Raw genomic sequence first — 25,454 nt, forward strand, 5'->3', positions numbered from 1 at the left:
GGGTCGGGGTGGGGTCGATGTGCTCCGCCGGCACGACGCGTCAGCTCCTCCTGGCCCGCGCCGCCGCCCGGGCGCGCAGGGTCTGGTCGAGCTCGACCTTCCGGATGCGCACCGCCTCAGGGGTGACCTCGACGCACTCGTCCTCGCGGCAGAACTCCAGCGACTGCTCGAGCGAGAGGGCCCGCGGGGGGGCGAGGCGCTCGAGGACGTCGGCACCGGCGGAGCGCACGTTGGTGAGCTTCTTCTCCTTGGTGATGTTGACGTCCATGTCGTCGACGCGCGAGTTCTCGCCGACGATCATCCCCTCGTAGACCTCGGTGGTCGGCGGGATGAAGAGCGTCCCGCGCTCCTGGAGGTTGGCCATGGCGTACGCGGTGGCCGCGCCCGAGCGGTCGGACACCAGGCTGCCGCTGATGCGGGTCGAGATGTCTCCGAGCCAGGGCTCGTAGCCCTCGAACACGTGGTTCGCGATGCCGGTGCCACGGGTGTCGGTGAGGAACTGGGTGCGGAAGCCGATGAGCCCACGCGACGGGACCAGGTACTCCATCCGGACCCAGCCGGTGCCGTGGTTGGTCATCTGCTCCATGCGGCCCTTGCGCGCCGCGAGCAGCTGGGTGATGGCGCCGAGGTACTCCTCGGGGGTGTCGATGGTGACGCGCTCGACCGGCTCGTGGATCTTGCCGTCGACCTCGCGGGTCACGACCACGGGCTTGCCGACCGTGAGCTCGTAGCCCTCGCGCCGCATCTGCTCGACCAGGATGGCGAGCGCGAGCTCACCGCGGCCCTGGACCTCCCAGGCGTCGGGACGCTCGGTGGGCAGCACGCGCATCGAGACGTTGCCGACGAGCTCGCGGTCGAGGCGGTCCTTGACCAGGCGCGCGGTGACCTTGGCGCCCTTGACCCGGCCGGCCATCGGGCTGGTGTTGATGCCGATGGTCATCGAGATGGCGGGCTCGTCGACCGTGATGAGCGGCAGGGGGCGCGGGTCGTCGGCGTCGGCCAGGGTCTCGCCGATGGTGATCTCGGGGATGCCCGCGACGGCGATGATGTCGCCGGGCCCGGCCTGCTCGGCGGGGCGGCGCTCGAGCGCCTCGGTCATCAGCAGCTCGGTGATCTTCACCGGGGAGATCGAGCCGTCGCGGCGGCACCAGGCGACGGTCTGACCCTTGCGGATGGTGCCGTTGTGCACGCGCAGCAGGGCCAGGCGGCCCAGGAAGTTCGAGGCGTCGAGGTTGGTGACGTGCGCCTGGAGGGGGGCCTCGGGGTCGTACGACGGCGCCGGGATGGTCTCGATGATGGTGCGGAACAGCGGCTCGAGGTCGTCACCGTCGGGCATGCCGCCGTCGGCGGGGCGGGTCATCGAGGCGCGGCCGGCCTTGGCGGAGGCGTAGACGATGGGGAACTCGAGCTGGTCCTGGTGGTGCTCGGCGTCGACCATGAGGTCCATGAAGAGCTCGTAGACCTCGTCGACGACCTCGGCGATGCGGGCGTCGGGGCGGTCGACCTTGTTGATGCACAGCACGACGGGCATCTTCAGGGCGAGCGCCTTGCGCAGCACGAAACGGGTCTGCGGCAGCGGGCCCTCGCTGGCGTCGACCAGCAGCACGACGCCGTCGACCATCGACAGGCCGCGCTCGACCTCGCCGCCGAAGTCGGCGTGACCGGGGGTGTCGATGATGTTGATCGTCATGCCGTCGGCCACGCCGGCGTCGATCGCGGCCTTGCCCGAGTAGTGCACGGCGGTGTTCTTCGCGAGGATGGTGATGCCCTTCTCGCGCTCGAGGTCACCGCTGTCCATGGCGCGGTCGGCGATGTGCTCGTGCTCGCCGAACGCCCCCGACTGCCAGAGCATCTTGTCGACCAGAGTGGTCTTTCCGTGGTCGACGTGCGCGACGATGGCGACGTTACGAAGGTCGTCGCGGCGTGAGAGAGACATGGACCCAGTCTCTCAGTGATGGCGCTCCCGACCGAATCGGGCCGCCCCGGCGGCCGGCGGCCCCCGCCCCCGCAAGGTCTGCGGCGGCGTTCGGTCTCACTTGGATAACCACTGGTGGCGGACGGGTGCAGCGCGCGGATTTGCCACTAGGGTCTGCGAAACCGCGGACGGGACGGCATGTTCCTTGCGCGGGTCTCGTCCGGCCGACCCGGCCGGGCCGAGCGATTCGCCCACCCAAGCGAGGTTCACTCTGATGACACTCAAGCGCACGGCGCCCCTCGTCCTGTTGACGGTGGCCGCCATGAGCATGACGGCGTGCGCCCAGTCGGAGCGCGACTCCGGCGGCACCGGCAGCGGCGGCACGAGCAGCACCAAGGACACCTTCACCTTCGGCGCGGCCGGGGCCCCCAAGCTGTTCGACCCGCTGTACGCCACGGACGGCGAGACCTTCCGCGTCACCCGCCAGATCCACTCGGGCCTGCTCGGCGTCAAGCCCGGCACCGCCGACATCCAGCCCGAGCTGGCCGAGAGCTGGACCCCCTCCGACGACGGCCTGTCCTGGACCTTCAAGCTCCGCCAGGGCGTGAAGTTCTCCGACGGCACCCCGTTCAACGCCGAGGCCGTCTGCTACAACATGCAGCGCATGTTCGAGCAGAAGGGCGCCGGCCAGCAGGCCGCCGAGTACTGGACCTACTTCTTCGGCTCGTTCAGCGACAAGCCGGCCGACTCGCTCTACAAGTCGTGCGAGGCCAAGGACGAGAACACCGCGGTCATCGACATCACCCGGTCGACCTCGAGCTTCCCGACGATCCTGTCGCTCGACTCGTTCTCGATGCAGTCCCCCACCGCGCTCAAGGCGGGCGACGCCAACAACGTCCAGGCCCAGGGTGAGGGCTTCACCTACCCGGCCTACTCGAAGGCCCCCGTCGGCATCGGGCCCTACAAGCTCGACAAGTACGACGAGGCCAACAAGACGGTGACGCTGGTCGCCAACGACGCCTACTACGGCGACAAGCCCAAGACCGCCAAGCTCGTCTTCAAGATCATCCCCGACGAGAGCACCCGCCGGCAGGAGCTGCAGGCCGGTTCGATCGACGGCTACGACCTGCCGAACCCGGTCGACTGGAAGGGTCTCGAGGACGCCGGCAACAAGGTCCTGGTCCGCCCCGCGTTCAACATCCTCTACATGGGGCTGAACCCGGAGAAGAACCCCAAGCTGAAGGACCTGCGCGTCCGCCAGGCCATCGCCTACGCCCTCAACCGCGACCAGATGGTCAAGACCCAGCTGCCCGAGGGCGCCACCGTGGCCTCGCAGTTCATGCCCGAGACCGTCTCGGGCTACAACAAGGACCTCAAGCCCTACCCGTACGACCCGGCCAAGGCGAAGTCGCTCCTGGCCGCGGCCGGGGCCACCGGGATGACGCTGCAGTTCGCGTTCCCCACCGAGGTCTCGCGTCCGTACATGCCGGACCCGCAGAAGATCCACGCGGCCTTCGTCAAGGACCTCGAGGCCGCCGGCTTCAAGGTCGACGTCGTCAGCAAGCCCTGGAACGGCGGGTACCTCGACGGCGTCTCCAACGGCCAGTTCGACGCCTGGCTGCTCGGCTGGACCGGTGACTACAACGCCGCCGACAACTTCCTCGGCACGTTCTTCAGCAACCTGGAGCAGAACGACTTCCACACCAAGGTGCTGCCGTTCGGCAAGACGCTCTCGGAGGACCTGAAGAAGGCCGACGCGATCGTCGACGAGGGCCAGCGCGACGCCGCGTACCAGAAGATCAACCAGCAGATCGCCGAGGAGTACCTCCCCGGTGTCCCGATCAGCCACTCCCCGCCGGCGCTGGTCATCAGCGGCAAGGTGACCGGCCTGGTCGCCAGCCCGCTGACCGCGGAGACCTTCGACGGGGTCTCGGTCGGCAAGTGAGCGGAGGGGGTCCGCCCCCACCCGTTCGCACACAGATGGTCGATGGCCGCCTCGAACGACTAGGTTCGGGGCGGCCATCGCCGTCCCCTCGGAACCCCCAGGAGCCCTCCGTTGGCGAGATTCATCATCAGACGCATCCTCCAGATGGTGGGGGTGGTCTTCATCCTGTCCCTGCTGGTCTTCCTGTGGCTGCGCTCCCTGCCGGGTGGCACCGTCTCGGCCATCCTCGGTGAGCGCGCCACCCCGGCCACCCGCGCCGCCCTGAGCCAGGCCTTCGGGCTCGACCAGCCGGTGTGGGTGCAGTACCTGAAGTTCCTGCAGCGGGCGGCCCAGGGCGAGTTCGGGGTCTCCACCGGCGTCCTGCCGGGCACCGACGCCTTCGACGTCTTCCTGAGCCGCCTGCCGGCCACCGTCGAGCTGAGCGTCGCCGCGCTCGTGATCGCCGTGGTCCTCGCCATCCCGCTCGGCTACGTCTCGGCCAAGCGCGCCAACAGCCCCCTCGACAGCGGGCTGGTCATCGTCTCGCTCATCGGGGTCGCCGTCCCCGTGTTCTTCCTGGCCTTCCTGCTGAAGTACCAGCTCTCGGTCGAGCACCACCTCTTCCCCGTGTCGGGCCGCCAGGACAACCTCGGCTGCACCCGGGTCACCAACTTCTTCGTCCTCGACGGGCTGCTGACCCGCGAGCTCGACTGCTCGGCCAGCGCGCTGAAACATCTGGTGCTGCCGTCGGTCGCGCTCGCCACCATCCCCTTCGCGGTCATCTACCGCATCACCCGCGCCTCGGTGCTCGAGGTGCTCGGCGAGGACTACGTGCGCACCGCCGAGTCCAAGGGCCTCACCGCCCGGGTCGTCCGCGGCCGCCACGTCATGCGCAACGCGCTGCTGCCGGTGGTCACGACCATCGGCCTCCAGACCGGCGGCCTGCTCGCGGGCGCCGTGCTCACCGAGCGGGTCTTCGGCTTCGGCGGGATCGGCGACGCGCTGGCCGTGGCCTTCGAACGCCGCGACTACGCCGTGCTCCAGGTGCTGATCCTCGCCGCGGCCGGCATCTACGTGATCATCAACCTGCTCGTCGACATCTCGTACGCCGTGATCGACCCGAGGGTGAGGACCCGATGAGCCCGGCCAACCCGATGAACCGCCGCAAGGAACGCATCGACGCGCTCGCGGCCGGCTCCGCCACCGTGCGGGAGGCCGGCAGCGTCGACGAGAAGCCCGGCGTCTCGCTCATCGCCAGCGCCTGGCAGCGCCTACGACGCAACCCGGTCTTCCTGGTGGGCGCGATCATCACCGTCGGCTTCGTGGTGCTGGCGCTGGTCTCCTCGTTCGTCGCCCCCCACGACCCCGCCGCGAACCTGCTCATCGAGAAGGTCCGACCGCAGTCCAACCCCGTCCCCGGGCCCGAGGCGGGCTTCCCGCTGGGCGCCGACGACGCCGGGCGCGACCTGCTCTCGCGGCTGCTGGTCGGCAGCCGCCAGACCCTGGTCGTCGGCGTCTTCGCCACCCTCTTCGGACTGGCCGGCGGCATGACGCTCGGCATCCTGGCCGGTGCCTTCGGCGGCTGGGTCGACGCGCTGGTCATGCGCTTCGTCGACGTGCTGCTGTCGATCCCCTCGCTGCTGCTGGCGTTCTCCATCGCGGCCCTGGCCAGCCGGCCCAGCCAGCTCACCGTCATCATCGCCGTCGCCGCCGTGCAGGTGCCCGTCTTCGCGCGACTGCTGCGCGGGTCGATGCTGGCGCAGCGTTCCAGCGACCACGTCCTGGCCGCGCGCGCCCTGGGCGTGAACCAGCGGGCCGTGGTGTTCCGGCACATGCTGCCGAACTCGCTCGGCCCGGTCATCGTGCAGTCGACCCTGGTCCTCGCGACCTCGATCATCGACGCCGCGGCCCTGTCCTTCCTCGGGCTCGGCAACCCCGACGACCGCCAGCCCGAGTGGGGCCAGATGCTCGGGCGCGCCCAGCCGTTCATCTACGACTACCCGCACCTGGCCGTGCTGCCCGCGGTGTGCATCATCATCGTGGCCCTCGGGTTCACGCTGATGGGCGAGTCGCTGCGCGAGGCCCTCGACCCCAAGACCAGGAGGTGACGCGCCGATGACCGCCACCGCGTCCACACCCCGCAGCACCACCCGCCGCGACGAGCCCCTGCTGTCGGTGCGCGACCTGCGCGTCACCTTCACCCGGCAGGGCGAGGAGCCTTTCACCGCCGTCGACGGCGTCAGCTTCGACGTCCGCCCCGGGCAGACGGTGGGCCTGGTCGGCGAGTCCGGCTGCGGCAAGTCCGTCACGTCGCTGGCGATCATGGGGCTGCTCCCCGCCCGCGGCAACACCGTCGAGGGCAGCGCGACGTTCGACGGCACCGACCTGCTGCGGCTGCCGACCGACCAGATGCGCGACCGCCGCGGCCGCGACATCGCGATGATCTTCCAGGACCCGCTGTCGTCGCTGAACCCGGTCGTCCCGGTCGGCCTGCAGGTCACCGAGGTGCTCGAGCGCCACCGCGGGATGTCGCGCAAGGCGGCCACCCCGGTCGCGCGCGACCTGCTGCAGCGGGTCGGCATCCCCGACCCCGACCGACGGCTCAAGGACTACCCGCACCAGATGAGCGGCGGGATGCGCCAGCGGGCCCTGATCGCGATGGCGCTGGCCTGCGCGCCGCGCCTGCTGATCGCCGACGAGCCGACCACCGCCCTCGACGTCACCATCCAGGCGCAGATCCTGGCCCTGCTCAAGGAGCTGGTGCGCGACACCGGCACCGCCCTCGTGATGATCACCCACGACCTCGGCGTCGTCGCCGGGCTCTGCGACGAGGTCAACGTCCTGTACGGCGGCCGCATCGTCGAGCGCGGCACCCGTCACGAGCTCTTCGGCCAGCCGCGCCACCCCTACACCAACGGGCTGCTGGCCTCCATCCCCCGCCTCGACGGCGCGCGCGGCACGCCGCTCACGCCCATCCCGGGGTCGGTGTCCGACAACCTGCCGTGGACCCACGCCTGCGCGTTCGCCCCGCGGTGCTCCCAGCCCGTCGACGTGTGCACCCAGCAGACCCCGGCGCTCGAGGAGTCCGCCGGCCGGGCCCTGCGCTGCCACAACCCCGTGAGGTGACGCCATGACCACCACCACCGAGACCGCCCCCACCGCCCCCGACGACGACGCACGCGACCTGCTGGTCGACGCCCGTGGGGTCAAGGTGCACTTCCCGATCAAGCGCGGCGTGATCTTCGACAAGGTCATCGGCCACGTGTACGCGGTCGACGGCGTCGACCTGCAGATCCGACGGGGTGAGACCTACGGCCTGGTCGGCGAGTCCGGCTGTGGCAAGTCGACCCTGGGCAAGGCGATCCTCAACCTCGAGGAGCCCACCGAGGGCAGCATCCTGGTCGACGGCACGGACGTCGCCGCGCTCCGGGGCGAGGCGCTGCGCAAGCGCCGCAAGGACTTCCAGATGGTCTTCCAGGACCCCATGAGCAGCCTCGACCCGCGCCAGTCGGTCGAGTCGCTGCTGGTCGAGGGGATGAAGGCACACGGCCTGGCCACGGACCCGCAGGCCACGGGGCGGCGCCTGCGCGAGCTGCTGGCCGCGGTGGGGCTCCCGGCCGCGGCGCTGAAGAAGTACCCGCACGAGTTCTCGGGCGGGCAGCGCCAGCGCATCGGCATCGCCCGGGCGCTGGCGGTCGAGCCGAAGCTGATCGTGGCCGACGAGCCGGTGAGCGCCCTCGACGTGTCGGTGCAGGCGCAGGTCATCAACCTGCTCGAGCAGCTCCAGGACGACTTCGACCTCACCTACCTCGTCGTCGCACACGACCTGGCCGTGGTGCGGCACATCAGCGACCGGATCGGCGTCATGTACCTCGGCGGACTGGTCGAGGAGGCCACCGCCGACGACCTCTACTCCACGCCGCTGCACCCGTACACCCGGGCGCTGCTGTCGGCCGTCCCGGTCCCCGACCCCGAGGTCGAGGACGCCCGCGAGCAGATCCTGCTGGTGGGCGACCTGCCCTCGCCGTCGCGGCCGCCGGCCGGCTGCCGCTTCCACACCCGCTGCCCGTGGCGCCAGGAGACCCGCTGCGACGAGGAGCGCCCGCAGCTGCGGGTCCTCGACCTGCCGGGGATGCCCGGGACGCACAAGGTGGCCTGTCACTTCGCCGAGCAGATCGCGAGCGGCGAGATCCAGCGGCACGCGGTGGCCCCCACGGCCACGGTGCAGGACTGGCGCGGTGACGACGACGGCGACGCCATCGGGCCGGCCTCGGTGGCCGAGGCGCAGGGCCTGGCCCGGCACACCGAGGAGTCCGGCGGCCTCTGACCCGGGACGCCGGCGTCGGTGAGGCTCACCTGACGTGCCACGACGGCTGTCCGTGGCTCATGATGGCGCCATGAGCCGACTCCTCACCGACGACGAGGTCTCCCGTCAGCTGGCCGACCTGCCCGGCTGGTCGCGCGAGGGGGACGCCCTCGTCGCGGGCATCGAGGCGCCGGACTTCCCGGCCGCCATCCGCCTGGTCACCGCCGCGGCCGACGAGGCCGAGCAGATGAACCACCACCCCGACATCGACATCCGCTGGCGCACCACCCGCTGGCGGCTGACGACCCACGACGCCGGCGGTCTGACCCAGCTCGACATCGAGCTCGCCCACCGCATCTCGACCGCCGCGCGCGCCGAGGGGGCGGTCCTCGATGGCTGAGCCCACCACGCCCCCCGAGGTCACCGGGCACGCCGAGCCACACGGGGAGTCCCACGCCGGGCGCCTCAACTGGCTGCGCGCCGGGGTGCTCGGCGCCAACGACGGCATCGTCTCGACCGCCGGGCTGGTGATCGGCGTCGCCGCCGCGACCACCGAGCGGGGCCCGGTGTTCACGGCCGGCCTCGCCGGGCTGGCCGCCGGTGCCCTCAGCATGGCCGTCGGCGAGTACGTGTCGGTCAGCACCCAGCGCGACTCCGAGCAGGCCCTCATCGCCAAGGAGATCCGCGAGCTGCGCGAGGAGCCCGAGGCCGAGCTCGCCGAGCTCGCCGAGATCTACGTGGGCAAGGGCCTCTCCCCCGACCTCGCCGCCCGGGTGGCCGAGCAGCTGACCGCGCACGACGCCCTCGGGGCGCACGCCGAGGCCGAGCTGGGCATCGACCCCGAGAACTACACCAACCCGTGGCACGCCGCCTGGGCCTCGATGATCGCGTTCACCGTCGGTGCGCTGCTGCCGGTGCTGGCCATCGTGCTGCCGCCCGTGGCGTGGCGGGTCCCCGTCACCGTCGTCGCCGTCGTGCTGGCCCTCGCGGCCACCGGCCTGCTGAGCGCCCGCCTGGGCGACTCCAGTGCCCGGCGCGCCACGGTACGCGTGGTGGCCGGCGGCATCGTCGCCATGGCCGTGACGTTCGGCATCGGGTCCCTCGTGGGCACCCAGGTCGGCTGATGGGCGCTCGCCTGCTCGTGGTCCAGCACGAGCCCGACGCCCCGGCCGGCTGGCTCGGCGAGTGGTGGGAGGCCGGCGGTGTCGAGCTCGACGTCGTGCGTGCCGACCTCGGGCAGCCGGTGCCGGCACGCCTCGCCGACGGCGACCACGACGGCCTGGTGGTCCTCGGCGGCGCCATGGGGGCCAACGACGACGCGCTCCACCCGTGGCTGACGCACACGAAGGAGCTCCTGCGCGACACCGTCCGGGGCGGCCTGCCGACCCTCGGGGTCTGCCTCGGCCACCAGCTGGCCTCGGTCGGGCTCGGTGGCGCGGCCGGCCCCAACCCGCACGGGCGCACCGTCGGGGTCGTCCCGGTGGCCCTCACCCCCGACGGGGCCGACGACCCGCTGCTCGCGGGGCTCGACGGTGCCGGCGCGGTGCACTTCAACGACGACGTGGTCGGGACCCCGCCCCCGGGCGCGACCGTCCTGGCGCGCCTGCCCGACGGGTCGCCGCAGGCCCTGCGGCTGGGTGAGCGGGCCTGGAGCGTGCAGTTCCACCCCGAGACCTCCCCCGAGATCTTCGGCGCCTGGCTGCGCTGGGAGCGCCCCGACGGGCTCGAGCCGGCCGACGAGGCCCTGCTGGCGAGTGTCACCGCCGCGCGTGACCGGCTGCGTGGCAGCTGGGAGACGTTCGCGGCCCGGTTCGCCGCCCAGCTGGGCTGACCCGGGACGGGCCGGGCGCTGGCGGGTGTGATGGCGCCGGAACCGGGGTGATCGCCCCCCTTCCGACACCACCGCCGCCGCCCTGAGCCGCGCCAGCCACCCTGTGCGCCGTCCACAGCCGGGCGCCGCGCACCCCGTCGTCCACAGCCGGGCCTCGAGCGTCGGTGCCGCGGCGCCCGCCCGGCCATCCTGTGGCCATGACCGACCTCCCCGAAGCCGCCCGCAGGGTGCTCGCCCGCCAGGACGGCGTCGCGAGCCGGGCGCAACTGCTCGCCGCCGGCGTGAGCCAGGATGCCTGGCGGTGGAACGCCGGCCGCTCGTGGCGGGTGCTGCTCCCGCGTGTGGTGCTCGTCGGCCGCCACGAGCCCCGCCCGCGGCAGCGGATGGTCGCCGCCCTGCTGTGGGCCGGTCCGCGGTCGGTCCTGGCCGGCCCCACGGCGGCCTCCCTGTACGGCGTGACGGCAGCCGAGGTGCGGGGCGAGGTGAGCCTCCTCGTGCCGCGCCCGGCCACCAGCCGGACGGCCGGCTTCGCGACGGCCACCCGCACGGTGCTGCACGACCCCGGCGTCGTCACCCGCGGGCCGCTCCGGCTGTCCTCCCCCGCCCGGTCGCTCGTCGACGCCGCGGTGGCGTGCGGGTCGGCCTCGACCGCCACGGCTATCCTCGTCGAAGGCGTCCAGCGCCGCGTCGCCTCGCTCGACGACGTCGCCGAGTGGGTCCACCGGGTGCGGCCGCCGGCACGGTCCGGGGTGGCCGCCGCCCTAGCCGCCGCGGCAAGCGGCGCCTGGTCCCGCCCCGAGGCGGAGCTGCTGGGGCTCGTGGGGGCGTCCCGGGTCCTGTCGTCCCCGTGGGCCAACCCGTGGCTGTCGTCGGCCGCCGGGGTGGCGCTGGTGAGCCCGGACGTCTGGTTCGACGACGTGGCCCTGGCCGTGATGGTGCACTCGCACCGCTTCCACGCCCGGGGCGCCCAGTGGGAGGCGACCATCGATGCCGACGCGGGGCTGATCGCGGCCGGCGTCGTGGTGGTCGGCGTCACCCCGTCGGGGATGCGGCGCGACCCCGCGGGGACCCTGCGCCGGGTCGAGGACGCCTTCGCGGTGGCCGCTCGGCGTCCACGACCGCCGGTGACGGCCCGGCCGCGCAACCCCTGGGCCCGTGACGGCGCAGGGAGCGTTGCCCGACGGCCCGGGGCGCCGCTGGAGCCCTTCGTGGCGTCGGAACCGGCGTGATGACCCCGGGTCCGAGCCATCGGGGGCACCATCGGGCTCCCCCGGACCCGCCCGCCGGTCAGCGGCCGCGCAGCGCCTCGAACACGGCCTCGGCCAACGGGGCCTCGCGCACGTCGTCGAGGTCGAGCACCACGCCGTCGGGGCCGGCCAGGGGCAGCCGCCAGTTGGGGTACTCGTCGTTGGTGCCCGGCTGGTTGATGGCACGCCGGTCACCGACGAGGTCGGGCAGCGCCACCGCGAGCATCCGGCTCGGGGTCAGCGCCAGCCAGCGGTGCAGGGCGACCACGGTCTCGTCGACGTCGGCACCCTCGGCCATCAGCCCGCGGTCGACGAGCGCGGCCCGCACCCGGTCGACGGCGGCCTCCTCGACGGCGCGCTCCTCCTCGACGGGCCGGGTGAGCAGCCCGAGCTGCTCGCGCACCGCCACGTGCTCCAGGGTCAGGTAGCCGGCCGTCGGCGGGAGGTCGTGCACCGTCACCGACGACAGGCAGAGCTCGCGGTAGCTCTCGGGCGGGCGCACGGTGTCACCGTCCCACTCGAACCAGAGGATGGAGGTGCCGAGCAGCCCGCGCTCGACCAGTACGTCCCGCACGTTGGGGGCGACCACCCCGAGGTCCTCGCCGATGACGACGGCGCCGGCGCGCTGGGCCTCCAGGACCAGGATGCCGACGAGCGCCTCGTGGTCGAGGTAGACGTAGGTGCCGTCGGCCGGCGTCGCGCCCTCGGGGATCCACCACAGCCGGAACAGCCCGAGGATGTGGTCGACCCGGATGCCGCCGGAGTCGCGCAGCACGGTGCGGATCATGTCGCGGTAGGGCGTGTAGCCCTGCTCGGCCAGGCGGTCGGGCCGCCACGGCGGCTGCGACCAGTTCTGCCCGAGCTGGTTGAACGGGTCGGGGGGTGCGCCGACGGTCACGCCCCGCGCCAGGGCGTCGCCGAGCCCCCAGGCGTCGGCGCCGACCGGGTGCACGCCCACGGCCAGGTCGTGCACGACGCCCAGCGGCATGCCGGCCATCGTCGCGTCGTGCTGGGCTGCGGCCAGCTGCTGCTCGAGGAGCCACTGCAGCCAGCGGTAGAAGTCGACGTCCTCGGGGTGGGCGGCCACGAAGGCGCTGACGGCTGCTCCCTCGGGGTCCTGCAGCGCGGCCGGCCACTGGGTGAAGGGCAGCCCGTGGGCGTCGGCCAGCGCGCACCAGGTGGCGAAGCGGGTCAGCCCCTCCCCCTCGCGCTCGCAGAACTCGGCCAGGGCCGCGGCCCGCCGTTCGCCCAGCCCGGCCTCGAACACCAGCCGCAGCGCCGGCTTCTTGACGGCCCACGCGGCGTCGCGGTCGATGCGGTCGCCGGCGTTGAGGGCTCGGCCCCGGGCGGCCAGGGCAGCCATCGCGCGCCGGGCGGTGGCGTCGAGGGCCGCGACCTCGGGGATGTCCTCGACCCGCAGGTACAGCGGGTTCACGAAGCGACGCGTCGTCGGGAGGTAGGGCGAGGGCTCCATCGGCGGCACCGGCTCGGCGGCGTGCAGCGGGTTGACGAGCAGGAAGTCGGCGTCGTGGGCGGCCGCCGCCCAGGTGGCGAGGTCGGCCAGGTCGCGCAGGTCGCCGACGCCCCAGGACGCCGACGAGCGCACCTGGTACAGCTGCGCCATCAGCCCGACCACCCGGCGCTCGGCGACCTGGCCCGGCAGCTCCAGCCGTTCGGGCGTGACGACCAGCGTGCTGCGGGTGGTGGCGGGGCGGGCCACGGGAGCGTCGACGTCGGCCACGAGGTGGTGCCAGCCCAGCGGCAGGTCGTCGGGGATCGCGAAGGTGGCCTCGCCGACCGCGGCGCCGTCGACCACGCGGTCGGGCACCCACCGGTCGAGCTGGGTCAGCTCGCGCCGGCCACCGTCCTCGAGCTCGACCCCCACCCGCACCCCGGAGCCCGCGGGCACGTGGACCGCGACCTCGAGACCGCGACCCGCCCGCGCGACGACGGTGGGCGGCAGCGTGGCCCGCCAGGGCGCGTCGGCATGGTCGGCCAGCGCCGCCTCGACCGCGTCCTCGTCACCGGCCTCGACGCCCAGCGCCAGCAGGACGGCGCGGATGGAGGCCTCGGAGACGGTGACGTGCCGGCCCAACCAGTCCCAGTACTCCGTCGCGACGCCATGCGCCTGGGCGAGCTCGGCGAGCCGGGCGGACGGCAGGGCGGACGGCATGGCCCCCATCCTGCCAACAGCGACGGCGGGCGCGGACCTCGGTCCACACCCGCCGTCGGCTGCCGGAGCGCCGGCCCGTCAGTACCGGGGCGTGGCCGGGTCCATCGGGTCGAGGTCACGCACCACGCGCGGGTCGTCCTCGTCGGCGAAGTAGTCGCCGCGGATGGTCTCGTCGACCCCCGCGGGGGCCTTCGCGGCCCGCAGGACCAGGGTGCCGACCACCGCCACCACGAGGTTCAGCACGAAGGCCGAGACCGCGATGTAGCCCAGCTGCCCGATGACCGGCATCTGCGCGAGCGAGCCGCCGAAGTGGCTGATCCCGGCGCGCGGGTTGGCCACCTGGTAGGCCTCGTAGGTGCCGTAGACCATCCCCACGGCCCAGCCGGCCACCAGCGCCCAGCGGTGCAAGTAGCGCGTGTAGAGCCCCAGCACCACGGCCGGGAAGGTCTGGAGGATCCAGATGCCGCCCAGGAGCTGGAAGTTGATCGCGTTCTGCTTGTCGAGTGCGAGCACGAACACCAGGGCGAAGGCCTTGACCACCAGCGACACCAGCTTCGAGACCTTGGCCTCCTGCTGGGGGGTGGCGTCGGGCTTGAGCCACTCCTTGTAGATGTTGCGGGTGAAGGTGTTGGCCGCCGCGATGGACATGATGGCCGCGGGCACGAGGGCGCCGATGGCGATGGCCGCGAACGCGATCCCCGTGAACCAGGACGGGAACATGTCCTCGAACAGCTGCGGGATGACCAGCTGGGCGTTGGGCTTGCCGTCGAGGCCGATCGGCTTGGTGCCGGCCGCGATGGCCACCCACCCCAGCAGCGCCAGCAGGCCGAGCACGAAGCTGTAGGCCGGCAGGATCGAGGCGTTGCGCCGGATGGTGTTGCGGCTCTTGGCCGACAGGCTGGCCGTGATCGAGTGCGGGTACATGAACAACGCCAGCGCCGACCCCAGACCGAGCGTCGCGTAGGCCCAGTGCGCCTGCACGCCGGGGATGAACGCGCCCACCGGCTTGCCGTCGACCTTGCTGGGCGCGGCCATCTTCGCCTCGGCCGCCGAGAACACCTCGCTCCAGCCGCCGACCTTCGTGGGCAGGTAGATGATGGCCACGATGATCACCAGGTAGATGAGGATGTCCTTGACGAAGGCGATCACCGCCGGCGCGCGCAGGCCGCTGGAGTAGGTGTAGGCCGCGAGCAGCACGAACGCGATGAAGAGCGGCGCGTCCTTGGCCAGGATGTTGCCACCGCCGCCCAGCCCCACGACCTCGAGCACGGCCTGGATGCCGACGAGCTGGAGCGCGATGTAGGGCATGGTCGCGAGGAAGCCGGTGACCGCGACGGCCAACGACAGCCCGCGCGAGCCGAAGCGCCCGCGCACGAAGTCGGCCGTCGTCACGTAGCCGTGGCGGTGGCTGACCGACCAGAGCCGGCCCATGAAGACGAAGATGATCGGGTACAGGATGATCGTGTACGGCACTGCGAAGAAGCCCGAGACCGCACCGGCCGCGAACATCGCCGCCGGGACGGCCACGAAGGTGTACGCCGTGTAGAGGTCACCGCCGAGCAGGAACCAGGTGATCCAGGTGCCGAACGAGCGGCCGCCCAGCCCCCACTCGTCGAGCGACTCCATGGAGGTCGGCCGGCGCCACCGGGTGGCCCAGAAGCCCATGCCGGTGACGAGCGCGAACAGGACGACGAGGACGGCCAGCGCGACGCCGTCGAGACCGCCGTTCATGCCCCCTCCCCCGTCCGCTCGTCACGGTCGAGCCGGTCGCGCTCGGCGCGCTCCGCCCGCGGGAGGTGCGCGTCGTCGCCGGTCATCGGTCGGTGCGGCCGTGCCACGAGGATGATCCGGTACGCGGTGTAGGTGAGCGCCGAGCAGAGGAAGACCCAGACGAACTGGTACCAGATGAAGAACGGGAAGGCGCCGAGGCGCGGCTCGACCCGGCTGTAGCTCGAGGTCCACAGCAGGGCGACGATCGGGATGGCCAGCAGGACGCCGGCGAGCACCAGCAGCCCCGTCCTGGCCGGTGGGACGGTGTCGTGGTCGACCTCGTCCCGGCGGTGTCCGCCGGGGTCGGTCCTCTCTGTCGTGCTCACGGAACCTCCTCGTTGCCACGGGCGTGGCCGTCCGTCCGGACAGGCCGACACACACCGTAGGGACTGGGGGCCCCGGATGGAAGGTGTGACGCGCACGGGTTGTCCGGTGTCGGAGGGGGTGGCCCGCGGCGGCTGTCACCGGTAGCGGGCAGGATGGTCGCGTGTCCACGATCGTCTTCCTCCACGCCCATCCCGACGACGAGGCCTCGCAGACCTCCGGCAGCATGGCCCGCCTCGTCGACGAGGGCCACCGGGTCGTCCTGGTGGTCGCCACCGGGGGCGAGCACGGCACCGTTCCCGAGGACCTGGCCGACGGCGAGACCCTGGTCGACCGCCGCCGCCGCGAGCTCGAGACGTCCGCGCGCGCCATCGGCCTGCACCGCGTCGTGTGGCTCGGCTACGCCGACTCCGGCATGACCGGCTGGGAGCAGAACGCCGCCGCCGGCGCCTTCACCGCCGCCGACCTCGACGAGGCCGCGGGCCGGGTGGCCGCGGTGCTCGACGACGAGGACGCCGACGTCGTTGTGGGCTACGACTGGCACGGCGGCTACGGGCATCCCGACCACGTCAAGGTCCACCACGTGCTGCACCGGGCAGCGGAGCTGGCGGCCCGCCGCCCCCGCGTGCTCGAGTCGACGATGAACCGCGACGCCATGCGCGAGCTGGCTCGGCTGGCGCGCGCGGCCGGCCAGCAGGACGACTGGGACCCCGACCGCCCCATGGATGACGGCAACCCCATGGGGACCCCCGAGGCCGAGATCCACTGGCAGGTCGACGTCACGGGGCTCATCGACCGCAAGCGGGCCGCTCTCACCGCCCACGCCAGCCAGACCAGCGACGTCGGGATGATGCTGGCGATGCCGCCGGAGGTCTTCACGGCCGTGTTCGGCTACGAGCACTTCGTCGAGCCCGGCCGCGAGGCCGAGATGGTGCGCGGCTGGCCGTTCACGGGCCGCTGAGCGCACTCCGTCCGTCGCTCTGCTCCCACTACACCACCGGGCGGGTGGCGAGCCTCGACAAAACCACCCCGATCGGTAAAAAGTTCCCTATGATTTCGTCAACTCAGGGGCATGGAGGGGTGATGAGCGCTCATGGGAGACATTCTCATCGTCGATGACGAGGTGAAGCTGCGCACATTGCTGGCGCGCACACTCGCGTCCGCCGGGCACCGGCCGGTGACGGTCCCCGACGGCGAGTCGGCCTGCGCGCACCTCGACGCCCACTCCACCGACCTCGTCCTGCTCGACCTCGTGATGCCCGGCATGGACGGCCTCTCGGTGCTGCGTCACGTCGCGCTGGGCGAGTCGCCGTCCCCCGTCATGGTGCTGTCGGGTGTGGGTGACGTCGGGACGCGGGTGCAGGCCATCAACGAGGGGGCCGTCGACTTCGTGACCAAGCCGTTCGTCGTCGCCGAGCTCGTCGCCCGGGTCAACCGCCACCTCGGCGGCCCGCGCAGCGTCGGGGCCGAGACCGGCCGCTTCCTCGAGACCGGCTCGCTGCGGCTGGACATCCGGCGCCGGCGCCTCGAGACCCCCGACGGGCCGCGGGCGCTGAGCGAGCGGGAGGCTGCGGTCTTCGCCTCCCTGCTGCGCCGGCGGGGCGACGTCTGCACGCGCGAGGAGCTGCTCCACGACATCTGGGGCTACGACTTCGACCCCGGGAGCAACGTCCTCGAGGTCTGCGTGGGCCGGCTCCGGGGGAAGATCGGCGACGCCAGTGTCATCGAGACCGTGCGCGGCGTGGGGTATGTCGTCGCCGCCGGCTGAACGGGCACTCGGCAACCGGCTCCTGATCGTCTGGCTCACGGTCCTCGTGCTGGCCTCGGTCGTGATGATCTGCCGGCCGCGCACCGAGACGGTCGCCATCGAGGTCGTCGTCATGACGTTCGCCGTCGTCTACGGCTTCGGCATGTGGCCGGTCCTGCCCACCATCGCCTCGGTCACGGCCTTCGTCGTCATCGCCGCGAGCACGATGATCCCTCGGTCCGCCGACGGCGACCTCCCCTCCAACGAGCTGGTCGAGCTCGCCGCGCCCTTCGCGCTGGGGTTCGCGGTGATCTACCACGCGCGCCGCCGGGAGCAGGCCGTCCGCAGGCTCACCCTGCTGGCGGCCCTCGACCGACGCCAGGCCGCTGCCCGTGAGCGCCTCAGCCGCATGACGTCGCACGAGCTCCGCACCCCCCTGACCATCGCCTCGGGCTACGTCGACCACCTCCTCACGGCCGAGACCGACGAGGAGCGCCGCGAGGAGCTCCTCACCGTCCGGGACGAGCTCGAGCAGATCTCCCGGCTCGGTGAACGCCTCGTGCGCGCGGTGGCGCTCGACCTCGGCGCCCCCGAGGAGCGGCCCGAGGCCCGGCCGCTCCTCGAGGAGGTCGCCCGGCGGTGGCGACTGGTCGTCGACCGCGAGATCGTGGTCGACTGCCGGGCCGAGAGCATCCCGGTCAACATCGGTCGCCTCAAGGCGGCTCTCGACACCCTCGTCGAGAACTCGGTGCGCTACACCGGCGACGGCGGCCGGATCCGCCTGTTCGCCCACGAGGACGAGCGCGGCGTCGTGGTCGGCGTCGCCGACTCCGGCCCGGGCCTGTCGCCCCAGCTCGTCGACCTCGTCAACGCCGGCGTCGACCGTGCCCTCGACGACGAGGAGGGCGCCGCGGCGGAGTCGCCGCAGGAGCGTCTGCGGGACGTGTACTCGCAGACCGGGTTCGGCCTACGCATCGTCGCCTCCGTGGCCCAGTCCGCCGGGGGGCGACTGCTCGCCGGCACCGCTCCCGAGGGCGGGGCTCAGCTGACCATCGACCTCCGGAGGGTGCGCGCTGCGGGGGGTCTGGACGACGACGCCCGCACCACGAGCGAGACCGTCACCGAGTGGGAGACCCCGCCCGAGACGCCGGTGACCACCACCCGGTAGGTCCCCTTGGCCGCCCTCGAGCCCACCGCCACCACGAGGGTCGCCGTGCCGGGGACCGCGACCGGGTTCCCCGTCCAGGAGAGACCCACCCTCGCGGGTGCCTTCGAGCTCGTCAGCGTCACCGCCGTGGGCGACCCGGACACCGTCCCCACCGCGACGGGGACACGGACCGTCTGCCCGCGCCACACGGTCACCGAGGCCGGCGCCGTCAGCGAGAAGTCGGCGGCGACGGGCGGCGGCGGTGGGGGCGGCGGCGCCGGCACGGCGGCATCCGCGGCCACGACGTCGACCATGCCCTGACCGAAGCGGTCGTCCGGGCCGGAGGTACCGAGGTCCACCGCCGTCGACGTCAGCGCCTGCTCGCTGCCGGAGTGGGCCACGCCCGGGTGGCCGCCGATGAGCAGCGCCAGGGCCCCCGCGACGTGCGGAGCGGCGATCGAGGTGCCCGAGACGTACTGCATCGAGTCGAACCGGTCGGCGGTGAGGATGGAGACCCCCGGTGCCACGAGGTCGGGGAAGACCCGGGCGCGGCCCCCGCACCCCGACGGGCCGGCGCTCGTGGCCGGCCAGATGGCCCGGTCGGCGCCGACGGCGCCGACCGACAGCGACTCGGGGTAGTTGGCCGGGCTGGCACTGGTGCTCGCGCCGGGCCCGAAGTTCCCGGCGGCGAACACCGGGACGATCCCGGCGGCGCGCAGCGCCTGGACGTCGGGCTGGAACGTGAGGTCGCAGGACGGCCCCGTGCCGAGGGCCCAGGACGCGTTGACCACGTCCGGGGCGTCGGCCGTGGCCGGGTCGTGGTCGGGGTCGAGGAGCCACTGGAACGCCTCGTGCATCGCGGTGACGGTGGTGGCGCCCCGGTCGTCGAAGACGCGGGCCGCGATGAGTCCGGCCCCGGGAGCGACCCCGTAGGACGAGGCCGCGTCACCGCCGACGATCACTCCGGCGGTCGCCGTGCCGTGGCCGTTCAGGTCCACCGGCTGGGTCGGGTGCTGGCCGTACGGGTCGTACCAGCTGTTGCTGCCCCCCCGCCAGCGTGCCGCGAGGTCGGGCTTGGAGAGGTCGACGCCGGTGTCGAGGGTCGCGACGACGGCCCCCGCGCCCGTCAGGCCCCGCGCCCACAGCTCGGGCGCTCGCACGGCGACGATGTTCGGCTCCGCGGGGGCCGACGACACGGCCGACAGGGTGACGGGGATCGCGTCGGGCTGGACCGCGGCCACGTCGGTGCGGGCCGCGATGTCCCGGATGGCCGCCGCGGTCCCGGTGACGGACACGGCGTGGGAGACCCACAGGGTCCTCGTCCTGGAGACCGCACCCCGAGCCTGCAACGTCCTGAGGCGGGCGCCGAGACCACGGGCCTGGGCGGCCTCGGTGCCGGCCCGGAGCCGGCGCACGACCTCGGCCGTCCGCTCGCGCTTGCGACCCCCCACTCCGCGGGTGTCCACCCGGCCCTGGAGGGTGACGACCACCGTCGTCTCCTCACCGGGGGCGAGCCCGTCGAGGACCCGCGCGAGGTCCGGGTCGATGGTGGAGGACACCGGGTCGGGGGCCGGCTGAGCCGCGACCATGGGGGCCTGGACCGTCCCCAGGGCCGCGACCCCCAGGACGGCCACGAGGGCGGTGGCACGGACGGGTCTCATCGGGACGCCTCCTGCAGGCTGGGGGTCTGGGCCGCGGCCGGGGCGGCGGGGGAAGGAGCGGACGGGGAAGGACGACCGCGGCCCCGTCGGAACAGCAGCACCCCGGCGAGCACCAGGAGGGCCAGGCCTCCGAGGGTTCCGAGCACCTCGGGCCGCCCGACGGCCGAGGGTGACGGCGTCTCGCCGTGCACCGTGACGACACCGTCGGGCAGCCCGGCGCGATGCACGACCACCGAGGCGGTCCATGGCCCGTCCGCGGGCCCGGCGACGGTGCCCTCGAAGCGGGTGCCCTCGGTGCCCTGCAGCCGGGCCGGCGCCGGGGCGGGCACCGGGCCGGTCCGGTCCCCGCGGGCCACGGCCACGTCGACACCGGTCACCGGGTGGACGACCGGGCGGACGACGGGCTCGGTACGGACGACCGCGTGCAGGGTGTCGCCGTTCGGGGCGATCTCGGCGACCACGAAGTACCCGTCGAGGGTCGCGCTGTGCGGCGTGACGACGGCGCGTGCCACGTCCGACTCGCGGGCGGTGGGGACGCTGGTCATCGCGGCCGCGACCGCGACGACCAGCAGCAGCAGCAGACCCTCGACCGTCACCGTGGTGGCGAGCTTCCGGGTCCGGGGGCGCCAGGCCGCCCCCTTGCCGAGCAGCACGCCGACCCGGCGCGTGACGGCCGGCTCGACCAGGGTGGCGTTGTAGCCGGCGATGGCCAGCACGACCCCGACCAGCAGAACCTTGGTGACCAGAGCGAGCCCGTAGGTGCTGTCGGTGACGGCGCCGAGGGACCCCACGTGGCGCCCGGCCTCGTAGAGACCGGTCGCGGCGAGGACGATGGTCGACACGACCGCCAGCGGGCCGAAGGCCCGCCACGTCGCGGGGGTCAGCTCCCGGCGGGTCGGGGCGCCGACGCGCATGAGCGGGACGACCACCAGGACCAGGACCACCAGGCCGCCGGCCCACACGGACGCCGCCAGGACGTGCAGGGCCGCGACCAGGGCGGCGGGCACCGTCCGGGCGGGCAGGGAGGCCGAATGGCCGGAGAAGCCGTCGAGGACGACCGCGGTGACGAGCGCCCCCAGAGCGACCTGGAGGCAGCGACGGCCCCGGCTACCGCCGGCGGCCCGGCGCTCGACGTGCACGGCCACCGAGAGTGCCGCGACGGCGACCACGATGCCGACGACACGGGCCAGCCACAACCGCCCCCAGCCGCTGGAGAGCACGAGTCCCTGCACGGCGGAGGCCCAGCGACCCGCGCCCGCGTCGGAGCCCACCTGGTTCGCGACGGTGAGCAGCGGCGTCGCCAGCACACCGAGGAGCGACACGAGGCCGCCCAGCGTGCCGACCACCAGGACCCGGCGACGCAGCCGCGTCCCGAGCCCGCCGAGGGCGCCGAGGACCCGGCCGACGACCACCAGGGCGCCGAGGGCCAGGAGGACACCGCCGAGGTCCAGCAACCGCACCCCGACGGCCGGGGCCGACGGTGCCACCGCGTCACTGATGGCGATGCCGTCCGGACGGAACCCGGACCCGAAGATCACCGTGCCGTGCGTCGAGTGCCCGTCCGCTCCGGTGACGGCCCAGGTCAGGAGGTACGTTCCCGTCTCGAGCGGCGGGGTCGTGAGCCGGACCGACACGCCGTCGGGAGCGAAGGCGGTGGTGGTCGCGACGGCGCCGGCGCCCCGGTCGCGCCGCTCGAGGGTGAAGCTCGACCCCGCGGGGACGATGGGCGCGTCGAAGCGGAGGGCCAGCTCGGTCCTGCCGGGAGCGACCATGCCGCCGTTGCTCGGGTCGGACCGTTCGACGTCACTGTGCGCGAGGGCCGGCGCGGCGGTCCCGACGAGCAGGAGGAGCACGACGACGAGCGCGCGCAGCGCCCGCCGCACGAGGTGCCGCCCGCTGCCCGGGGTCCGCACGCCGGCCGTCCTCACGCTCGGGCCGCGACGTGCTCGAGGCGGGCGTCACCGATGATCACGCTGACCTCGGTCCCGTCGTGGATGGCGGAGGCGGTGTTGGCCATGAGGAAGAAGTACGTGCCGCCGGCCCGGAGGTCCGCCTTGTGGCTGTGCGGTCTGGAGACCATGGCGAGGGTCTGGCCGGAGCCCTCGGCGACGAGGATCGGGCGCTTGCTCTCGTCGTGGAGGATCAGGCTGGCCTTGTCGGGGTCGAGCACCTGGTAGCGGAACTCGATCATGCCGCCCTGGGCGGTGACTCCGAGCAGGTCGACCCGGATGCCGGTCCGGGCCGCGAACTCGTCGGCGGAGACGGCGTCGGTCCCGGTACGGACGTCGGCGGCGTGCGCCGCGTAGGCCCGGTAGCCGAAGGTCGCGCCCACGGCCAGGGCCAGGACGACCAGGAGCCAGACGAGCCGGCGAGCGCGCCCGCGGCCCCGCCCCGCGGTGGCGTCGGGCCCGGGGAGCGGGCGGGTGAGGGTGGTGGTCATGGTGCTCTCTCCTGAAGGGGGATGGGGCGCCGGCCGGTGCCGGCCGGCGCCCCATGACTCACGGGATGTCGAACGCGTCGACGTCCTGGGCGGCGGTCAGGCCGGCGGCGGTGCCGTCGAAGTACACCGACCACGTGGTGCCGACCCGGTGCACGACGTCCTCGTCCGCGACCGCCATACCGGCGAGGGTGGTGTCCGGGGCGAAGGACATGTAGTAGTCCGTCGCCGAGCGCCACACGAAGCCGTCGACGTTAGCCCCGGCCGGGATGCCGACCGTCGAGGCGTCCACGACCCGCGTGTAGCTCGTGCCACCGTTCCAGCGGTAGATGTCCGACGTGTCGCCCGCTCCCCCGGCCGAGGGCGGCACGAGCGTGGAGTTGAGCGAGAAGTAGAGCCGCCCACCTCGGACGCTGACGGCGTCGATGTCGAAGCCGCTGTTGGTCAGCCCACGCGCGCTCCCGTCGAACCAGCGCGTCCAGGTGCCGTTGTTGTAGTACGCGACGTCCTCGTCCGCCATCTGCACGCGACCGACGGTCACGTTGCCGGTGAAGGAGACGTAGAAGTGCGTCGCGTCGAGCCGGCTGAACCCGTCGACGTTGGCCCCCGCCGGGATCCCGTAGGGCCTGGCGTTGAGGTCGGCCGCCCGGCCGAGACCGGAGTCGGGACGGAAGAAGATGTCCGTCACGTCGGCACTCCCCACCCCCGGGAGGGTGGAGGCGCCCAGCAGCGAGAACCACAGCTTCGGCCGGACCACGTTGACCGCCGACCGGTTACCGAGGCCGTCGATGGCCCGGACCCGGACGATCTGGTCGCCCTTGAGGTAGGTCGCCATGGGGATGGTGGCGCTGAACGCACCGTCGGTCCCGATGGTGGCGGCGCTCGCCTTGCCGGCCCCGGGGTCGGTGCCGACGAACCACTCGACCCGGGACACGGCCGTGACGTCCGTGACCGAGCCGGTGAGGGTGACCGTCGTCCCGCCGTCGGCCGCGACGGCCAGGCCGGCGAGAGCCGGCGCGGTCTTGTCGACCACGAGCGTGGTGCTGACCCGCGGGCTCCAGTTGCCGGCGGCATCCATCCCGCGCACGGCGAGGCTGTGGTTGCCGTCGGTCAGCTGGCGGACCGTGGCGAGCGGGACGTCGACGTAGACGTTCTCGAGCGACCCGGACCAGGCACCGTCGGCGGCCTCCATCGGGATGGCGGTCGCGACGTCGTCCAGGTAGGCCTCCGCCCGCACGACGGTCGAGGTCTGGTCGGTCACCGTCGCGGAGAGCCGGACCGCCGGCGACGAGGCGTTCACGGCCATCGTCCCGTTGTTCGGGTTGGGGGTCGCGTCGACGGCCGTGACGGCGGGCGCCGTCAGGTCGATGGTGAGCGTCGCGGTGGTCTCGGCGCCCTCGTTGCCGGCGCTGTCCTTGGCCTTCACCGCGATCGTGTGCGGGCCCTCAGCGAGACCGGCGACGGTCGCCGCGGGGATCGTCGCGGAGAGTGCCGTGACCGGGCCCGCGACGCCCAGCGTCATGTCGGCGGCAGCTCCGCCGTCCAGGGTCCACGTGGCGCCCGCGATGTCGCTGTTGCCCGAGGCGGAGTCGTCGGCCGTCGCACTGATGGTGACGTCGGCCGACCCGTTGCCGAGCTCCGGGGTGAGGGACATGCCGGACGTGGTGGGACCGGTGGCGTCGGCGCCGGTGACCAGGACCGAGCTCCACGGTCCCCAGTTGCCGGCGGCGTCCTGACCGCGCACGTACAGGACGTGCTGGCCGCTGGCCACGGGTACCGAGGCGGTGACGGCGGCCGTCGGGCCCCCGAAGGTCCCGGTCATGGGCGTCGCGGTGGCGGACACCGAGTCCAGGCGGTACTCGGCCGCGGCGACGTTCCCGCCGCCGGTGGCGGCGTCGCTCACCGTGGCGGTGAGCGTGCCGGCCGCCCAGTCGACGTGGGTCGTGGCGGGCCCGGCGAGGTCGCCGGTCGAGCCACTGCCCGTCACGTCGATGAAGGTGAGCATCCCGGCGGTGCCGGGGGCCGTGGAGCTGTGCAGCGACAGGCTGGCGTCGTAGACGGCTAGCTTCTGGTCGCTCTCGGTCGTCGGCGCGGTGACGATGGCGTCGACCGTCTGGCCCGGGCCGAAGGTGTCGGCCACGTAGTGCCGCGAGGTGTCGACCGCGCCGTTCTTCAGCCGGCTGCCGTCGATCCCGACGATGTGCTGCTCGGCTCCGAGGACGGCCATCGAGTGGTAGCCCACCCCGGCGTTGACGTAGCGGAGCAGGACCTTCTGCCCCGAGGTCGCCGGGACGTGGGCCGCTGCGGGGTGGACCCGGCCGTTGACGAGGGTCCAGCGGGCGCTGAAGGCGCGCATGTCGAACGCCGCGGGGTCGACAGCGTTGTTCAGGGCCGGGTCGACCTCGCTCAGCACCATCACCGCGTCGGTGTCGAAGCCGGTGTCCGCGTCGTAGGCCTGGCCGGCGGCCGGGGAGACGACGAAGGCCCCGTAGAGCCCCATGGCCACCTGGTGCTGGCTGTTCGGCGTGAGGCCCGCCCCGTAGAGGTAGGTGCCGGCCCGGGAGGCCGTGAAGGTGTACTCCTTCGAGCTCCCCCCGCCGATCCCCGTGAGGTCCGGGACCATCGCCTGGCCGTTCACGGACAGCGACATGGTCTCGGTGAGGGTGTTGTGCAGCGTGAGGTGCACGACGTCACCGACGGCGACACGGATCGTCGGGCCGCCGGGCGCGTCGACCGGACCGCACGGCGTGGCCGCGTCGGCCCGGCGGCAGTAGCCCCAGGTCGTGACGGACTGGGCGCCGCCCTTGATGGGCAAGGCCATGGTGCCCGCCGTCGCGTCGAGGTGGACCTCGACGGTGTCGGCGCTCGCGGCCCCGGCGGGGCCCACGAGCAGACCGAGGAGGGTCAGTGCGCCGCCGGCCGCGGCCGACAGGAGGGTGGTCCGTAGGGAGGTTCTCATGATGGTCACCGCC

At 73.2% G+C, this 25,454-nt stretch carries 19 protein-coding genes and 1 pseudogene; 12 read left to right on the plus strand and 8 right to left on the minus strand.

Going from position 1 to position 25,454, the window contains the following annotated elements; translation table 11 throughout:
- Window positions 1-40 precede the first annotated feature (40 nt).
- A complete protein-coding gene (gene typA / locus ATL31_RS04970) occupies window positions 41-1,936 on the minus strand; it encodes a translational GTPase TypA (protein WP_101394801.1) in 1,896 nt (631 codons plus the stop codon).
- Window positions 1,937-2,189: 253 nt separating this feature from the next.
- Here typA and ATL31_RS04975 point away from each other — a divergent pair, with 253 nt between their 5' ends.
- The 9 genes from ATL31_RS04975 to ATL31_RS05015 all read left to right on the plus strand — a co-directional run bounded on the left by ATL31_RS04975 (window position 2,190) and on the right by ATL31_RS05015 (window position 11,205).
- The gene (locus tag ATL31_RS04975) at window positions 2,190-3,860 is read left to right on the plus strand and encodes an ABC transporter substrate-binding protein (protein WP_101394802.1); all 1,671 of its coding nucleotides are present in this window, start codon (window positions 2,190-2,192) and stop codon (window positions 3,858-3,860) included.
- A gap of 111 nt (window positions 3,861-3,971) precedes the next feature.
- The gene (locus tag ATL31_RS04980; RefSeq protein ID WP_101394803.1) at window positions 3,972-4,979 is read left to right on the plus strand and encodes an ABC transporter permease; all 1,008 of its coding nucleotides are present in this window, start codon (window positions 3,972-3,974) and stop codon (window positions 4,977-4,979) included.
- Window positions 4,976-5,947 (plus strand): ABC transporter permease, encoded by a 972-nt coding sequence (locus tag ATL31_RS04985; protein WP_101394804.1) that lies wholly within the window; start codon window positions 4,976-4,978, stop codon window positions 5,945-5,947. The genes ATL31_RS04980 and ATL31_RS04985 overlap by 4 nt, the downstream gene beginning before the upstream one ends.
- 7 nt (window positions 5,948-5,954) lie before the next feature.
- Window positions 5,955-6,965, plus strand: coding sequence for an ABC transporter ATP-binding protein (locus tag ATL31_RS04990; protein WP_101394805.1), 1,011 nt, complete (start codon window positions 5,955-5,957; stop codon window positions 6,963-6,965).
- Window positions 6,966-6,969: 4 nt separating this feature from the next.
- The gene (locus ATL31_RS04995) at window positions 6,970-8,166 is read left to right on the plus strand and encodes an ABC transporter ATP-binding protein (RefSeq protein ID WP_101394806.1); all 1,197 of its coding nucleotides are present in this window, start codon (window positions 6,970-6,972) and stop codon (window positions 8,164-8,166) included.
- Between the two features lie 70 nt (window positions 8,167-8,236).
- Entirely contained in the window at window positions 8,237-8,545 is a 309-nt protein-coding gene (locus ATL31_RS05000; protein ID WP_101394807.1) for a 4a-hydroxytetrahydrobiopterin dehydratase, read from the plus strand.
- Window positions 8,538-9,269: a VIT1/CCC1 transporter family protein gene (locus ATL31_RS05005; protein WP_101394808.1), complete on the plus strand. Its 732-nt coding sequence runs from the start codon at window positions 8,538-8,540 to the stop codon at window positions 9,267-9,269. The genes ATL31_RS05000 and ATL31_RS05005 overlap by 8 nt, the downstream gene beginning before the upstream one ends.
- Window positions 9,269-9,976 (plus strand): type 1 glutamine amidotransferase, encoded by a 708-nt coding sequence (locus ATL31_RS05010; RefSeq protein WP_101394809.1) that lies wholly within the window; start codon window positions 9,269-9,271, stop codon window positions 9,974-9,976. Before ATL31_RS05005 ends, ATL31_RS05010 begins: the two co-directional genes overlap by 1 nt.
- A 197-nt stretch (window positions 9,977-10,173) precedes the next feature.
- Entirely contained in the window at window positions 10,174-11,205 is a 1,032-nt protein-coding gene (locus tag ATL31_RS05015; protein ID WP_101394810.1) for a hypothetical protein, read from the plus strand.
- A gap of 58 nt (window positions 11,206-11,263) precedes the next feature.
- Here ATL31_RS05015 and malQ read toward each other — a convergent pair whose 3' ends face one another.
- The 3 genes from malQ to ATL31_RS05030 form a co-directional block, all read right to left on the minus strand.
- A complete protein-coding gene (gene malQ, locus ATL31_RS05020) occupies window positions 11,264-13,396 on the minus strand; it encodes a 4-alpha-glucanotransferase (protein WP_101394811.1) in 2,133 nt (710 codons plus the stop codon).
- Between the two features lie 78 nt (window positions 13,397-13,474).
- Window positions 13,475-15,127: a monocarboxylate uptake permease MctP gene (gene mctP / locus ATL31_RS05025; RefSeq protein ID WP_101394812.1), complete on the minus strand. Its 1,653-nt coding sequence runs from the start codon at window positions 15,125-15,127 to the stop codon at window positions 13,475-13,477.
- Window positions 15,124-15,492, minus strand: coding sequence for a DUF3311 domain-containing protein (locus ATL31_RS05030; protein WP_211283965.1), 369 nt, complete (start codon window positions 15,490-15,492; stop codon window positions 15,124-15,126). Before ATL31_RS05030 ends, mctP begins: the two co-directional genes overlap by 4 nt.
- 161 nt (window positions 15,493-15,653) lie before the next feature.
- Here ATL31_RS05030 and ATL31_RS05035 point away from each other — a divergent pair, with 161 nt between their 5' ends.
- From ATL31_RS05035 to ATL31_RS16805, 3 genes are all read left to right on the plus strand, one after another.
- Entirely contained in the window at window positions 15,654-16,451 is a 798-nt protein-coding gene (locus tag ATL31_RS05035; protein ID WP_101394813.1) for a PIG-L family deacetylase, read from the plus strand.
- Between the two features lie 132 nt (window positions 16,452-16,583).
- The gene (locus ATL31_RS05040; RefSeq protein WP_101394814.1) at window positions 16,584-17,258 is read left to right on the plus strand and encodes a response regulator transcription factor; all 675 of its coding nucleotides are present in this window, start codon (window positions 16,584-16,586) and stop codon (window positions 17,256-17,258) included.
- The gene (locus tag ATL31_RS16805; protein ID WP_101394815.1) at window positions 17,239-18,405 is read left to right on the plus strand and encodes a sensor histidine kinase; all 1,167 of its coding nucleotides are present in this window, start codon (window positions 17,239-17,241) and stop codon (window positions 18,403-18,405) included. The genes ATL31_RS05040 and ATL31_RS16805 overlap by 20 nt, the downstream gene beginning before the upstream one ends.
- Before the next feature lie 305 nt (window positions 18,406-18,710).
- On the opposite strand, the pseudogene ATL31_RS16810 reads toward ATL31_RS16805, so the two are convergent.
- The 4 genes and pseudogenes from ATL31_RS16810 to ATL31_RS05065 all read right to left on the minus strand — a co-directional run.
- Window positions 18,711-20,045 (minus strand): annotated as a pseudogene (locus tag ATL31_RS16810) (S8 family serine peptidase); the annotation flags it as partial.
- Complete coding sequence (locus ATL31_RS05055; protein ID WP_101394817.1) at window positions 20,042-21,958, minus strand: copper resistance CopC/CopD family protein; 1,917 nt, start codon at window positions 21,956-21,958, stop codon at window positions 20,042-20,044. The pseudogene ATL31_RS16810 and the gene ATL31_RS05055, both read right to left, overlap by 4 nt.
- A gap of 11 nt (window positions 21,959-21,969) precedes the next feature.
- Window positions 21,970-22,485, minus strand: a complete 516-nt coding sequence (locus ATL31_RS05060; protein WP_101394818.1) for a hypothetical protein — start codon at window positions 22,483-22,485, stop codon at window positions 21,970-21,972.
- A 58-nt stretch (window positions 22,486-22,543) separates the two neighbouring features.
- The gene (locus ATL31_RS05065) at window positions 22,544-25,441 is read right to left on the minus strand and encodes a multicopper oxidase domain-containing protein (RefSeq protein ID WP_101394819.1); all 2,898 of its coding nucleotides are present in this window, start codon (window positions 25,439-25,441) and stop codon (window positions 22,544-22,546) included.
- Between the last annotated feature and the right edge of the window lie 13 nt (window positions 25,442-25,454).

The sequence above is a fragment of the Phycicoccus duodecadis genome, from assembly GCF_002846495.1.
Taxonomy (GTDB): Bacteria; Actinomycetota; Actinomycetes; order Actinomycetales; family Dermatophilaceae; genus Phycicoccus; species Phycicoccus duodecadis.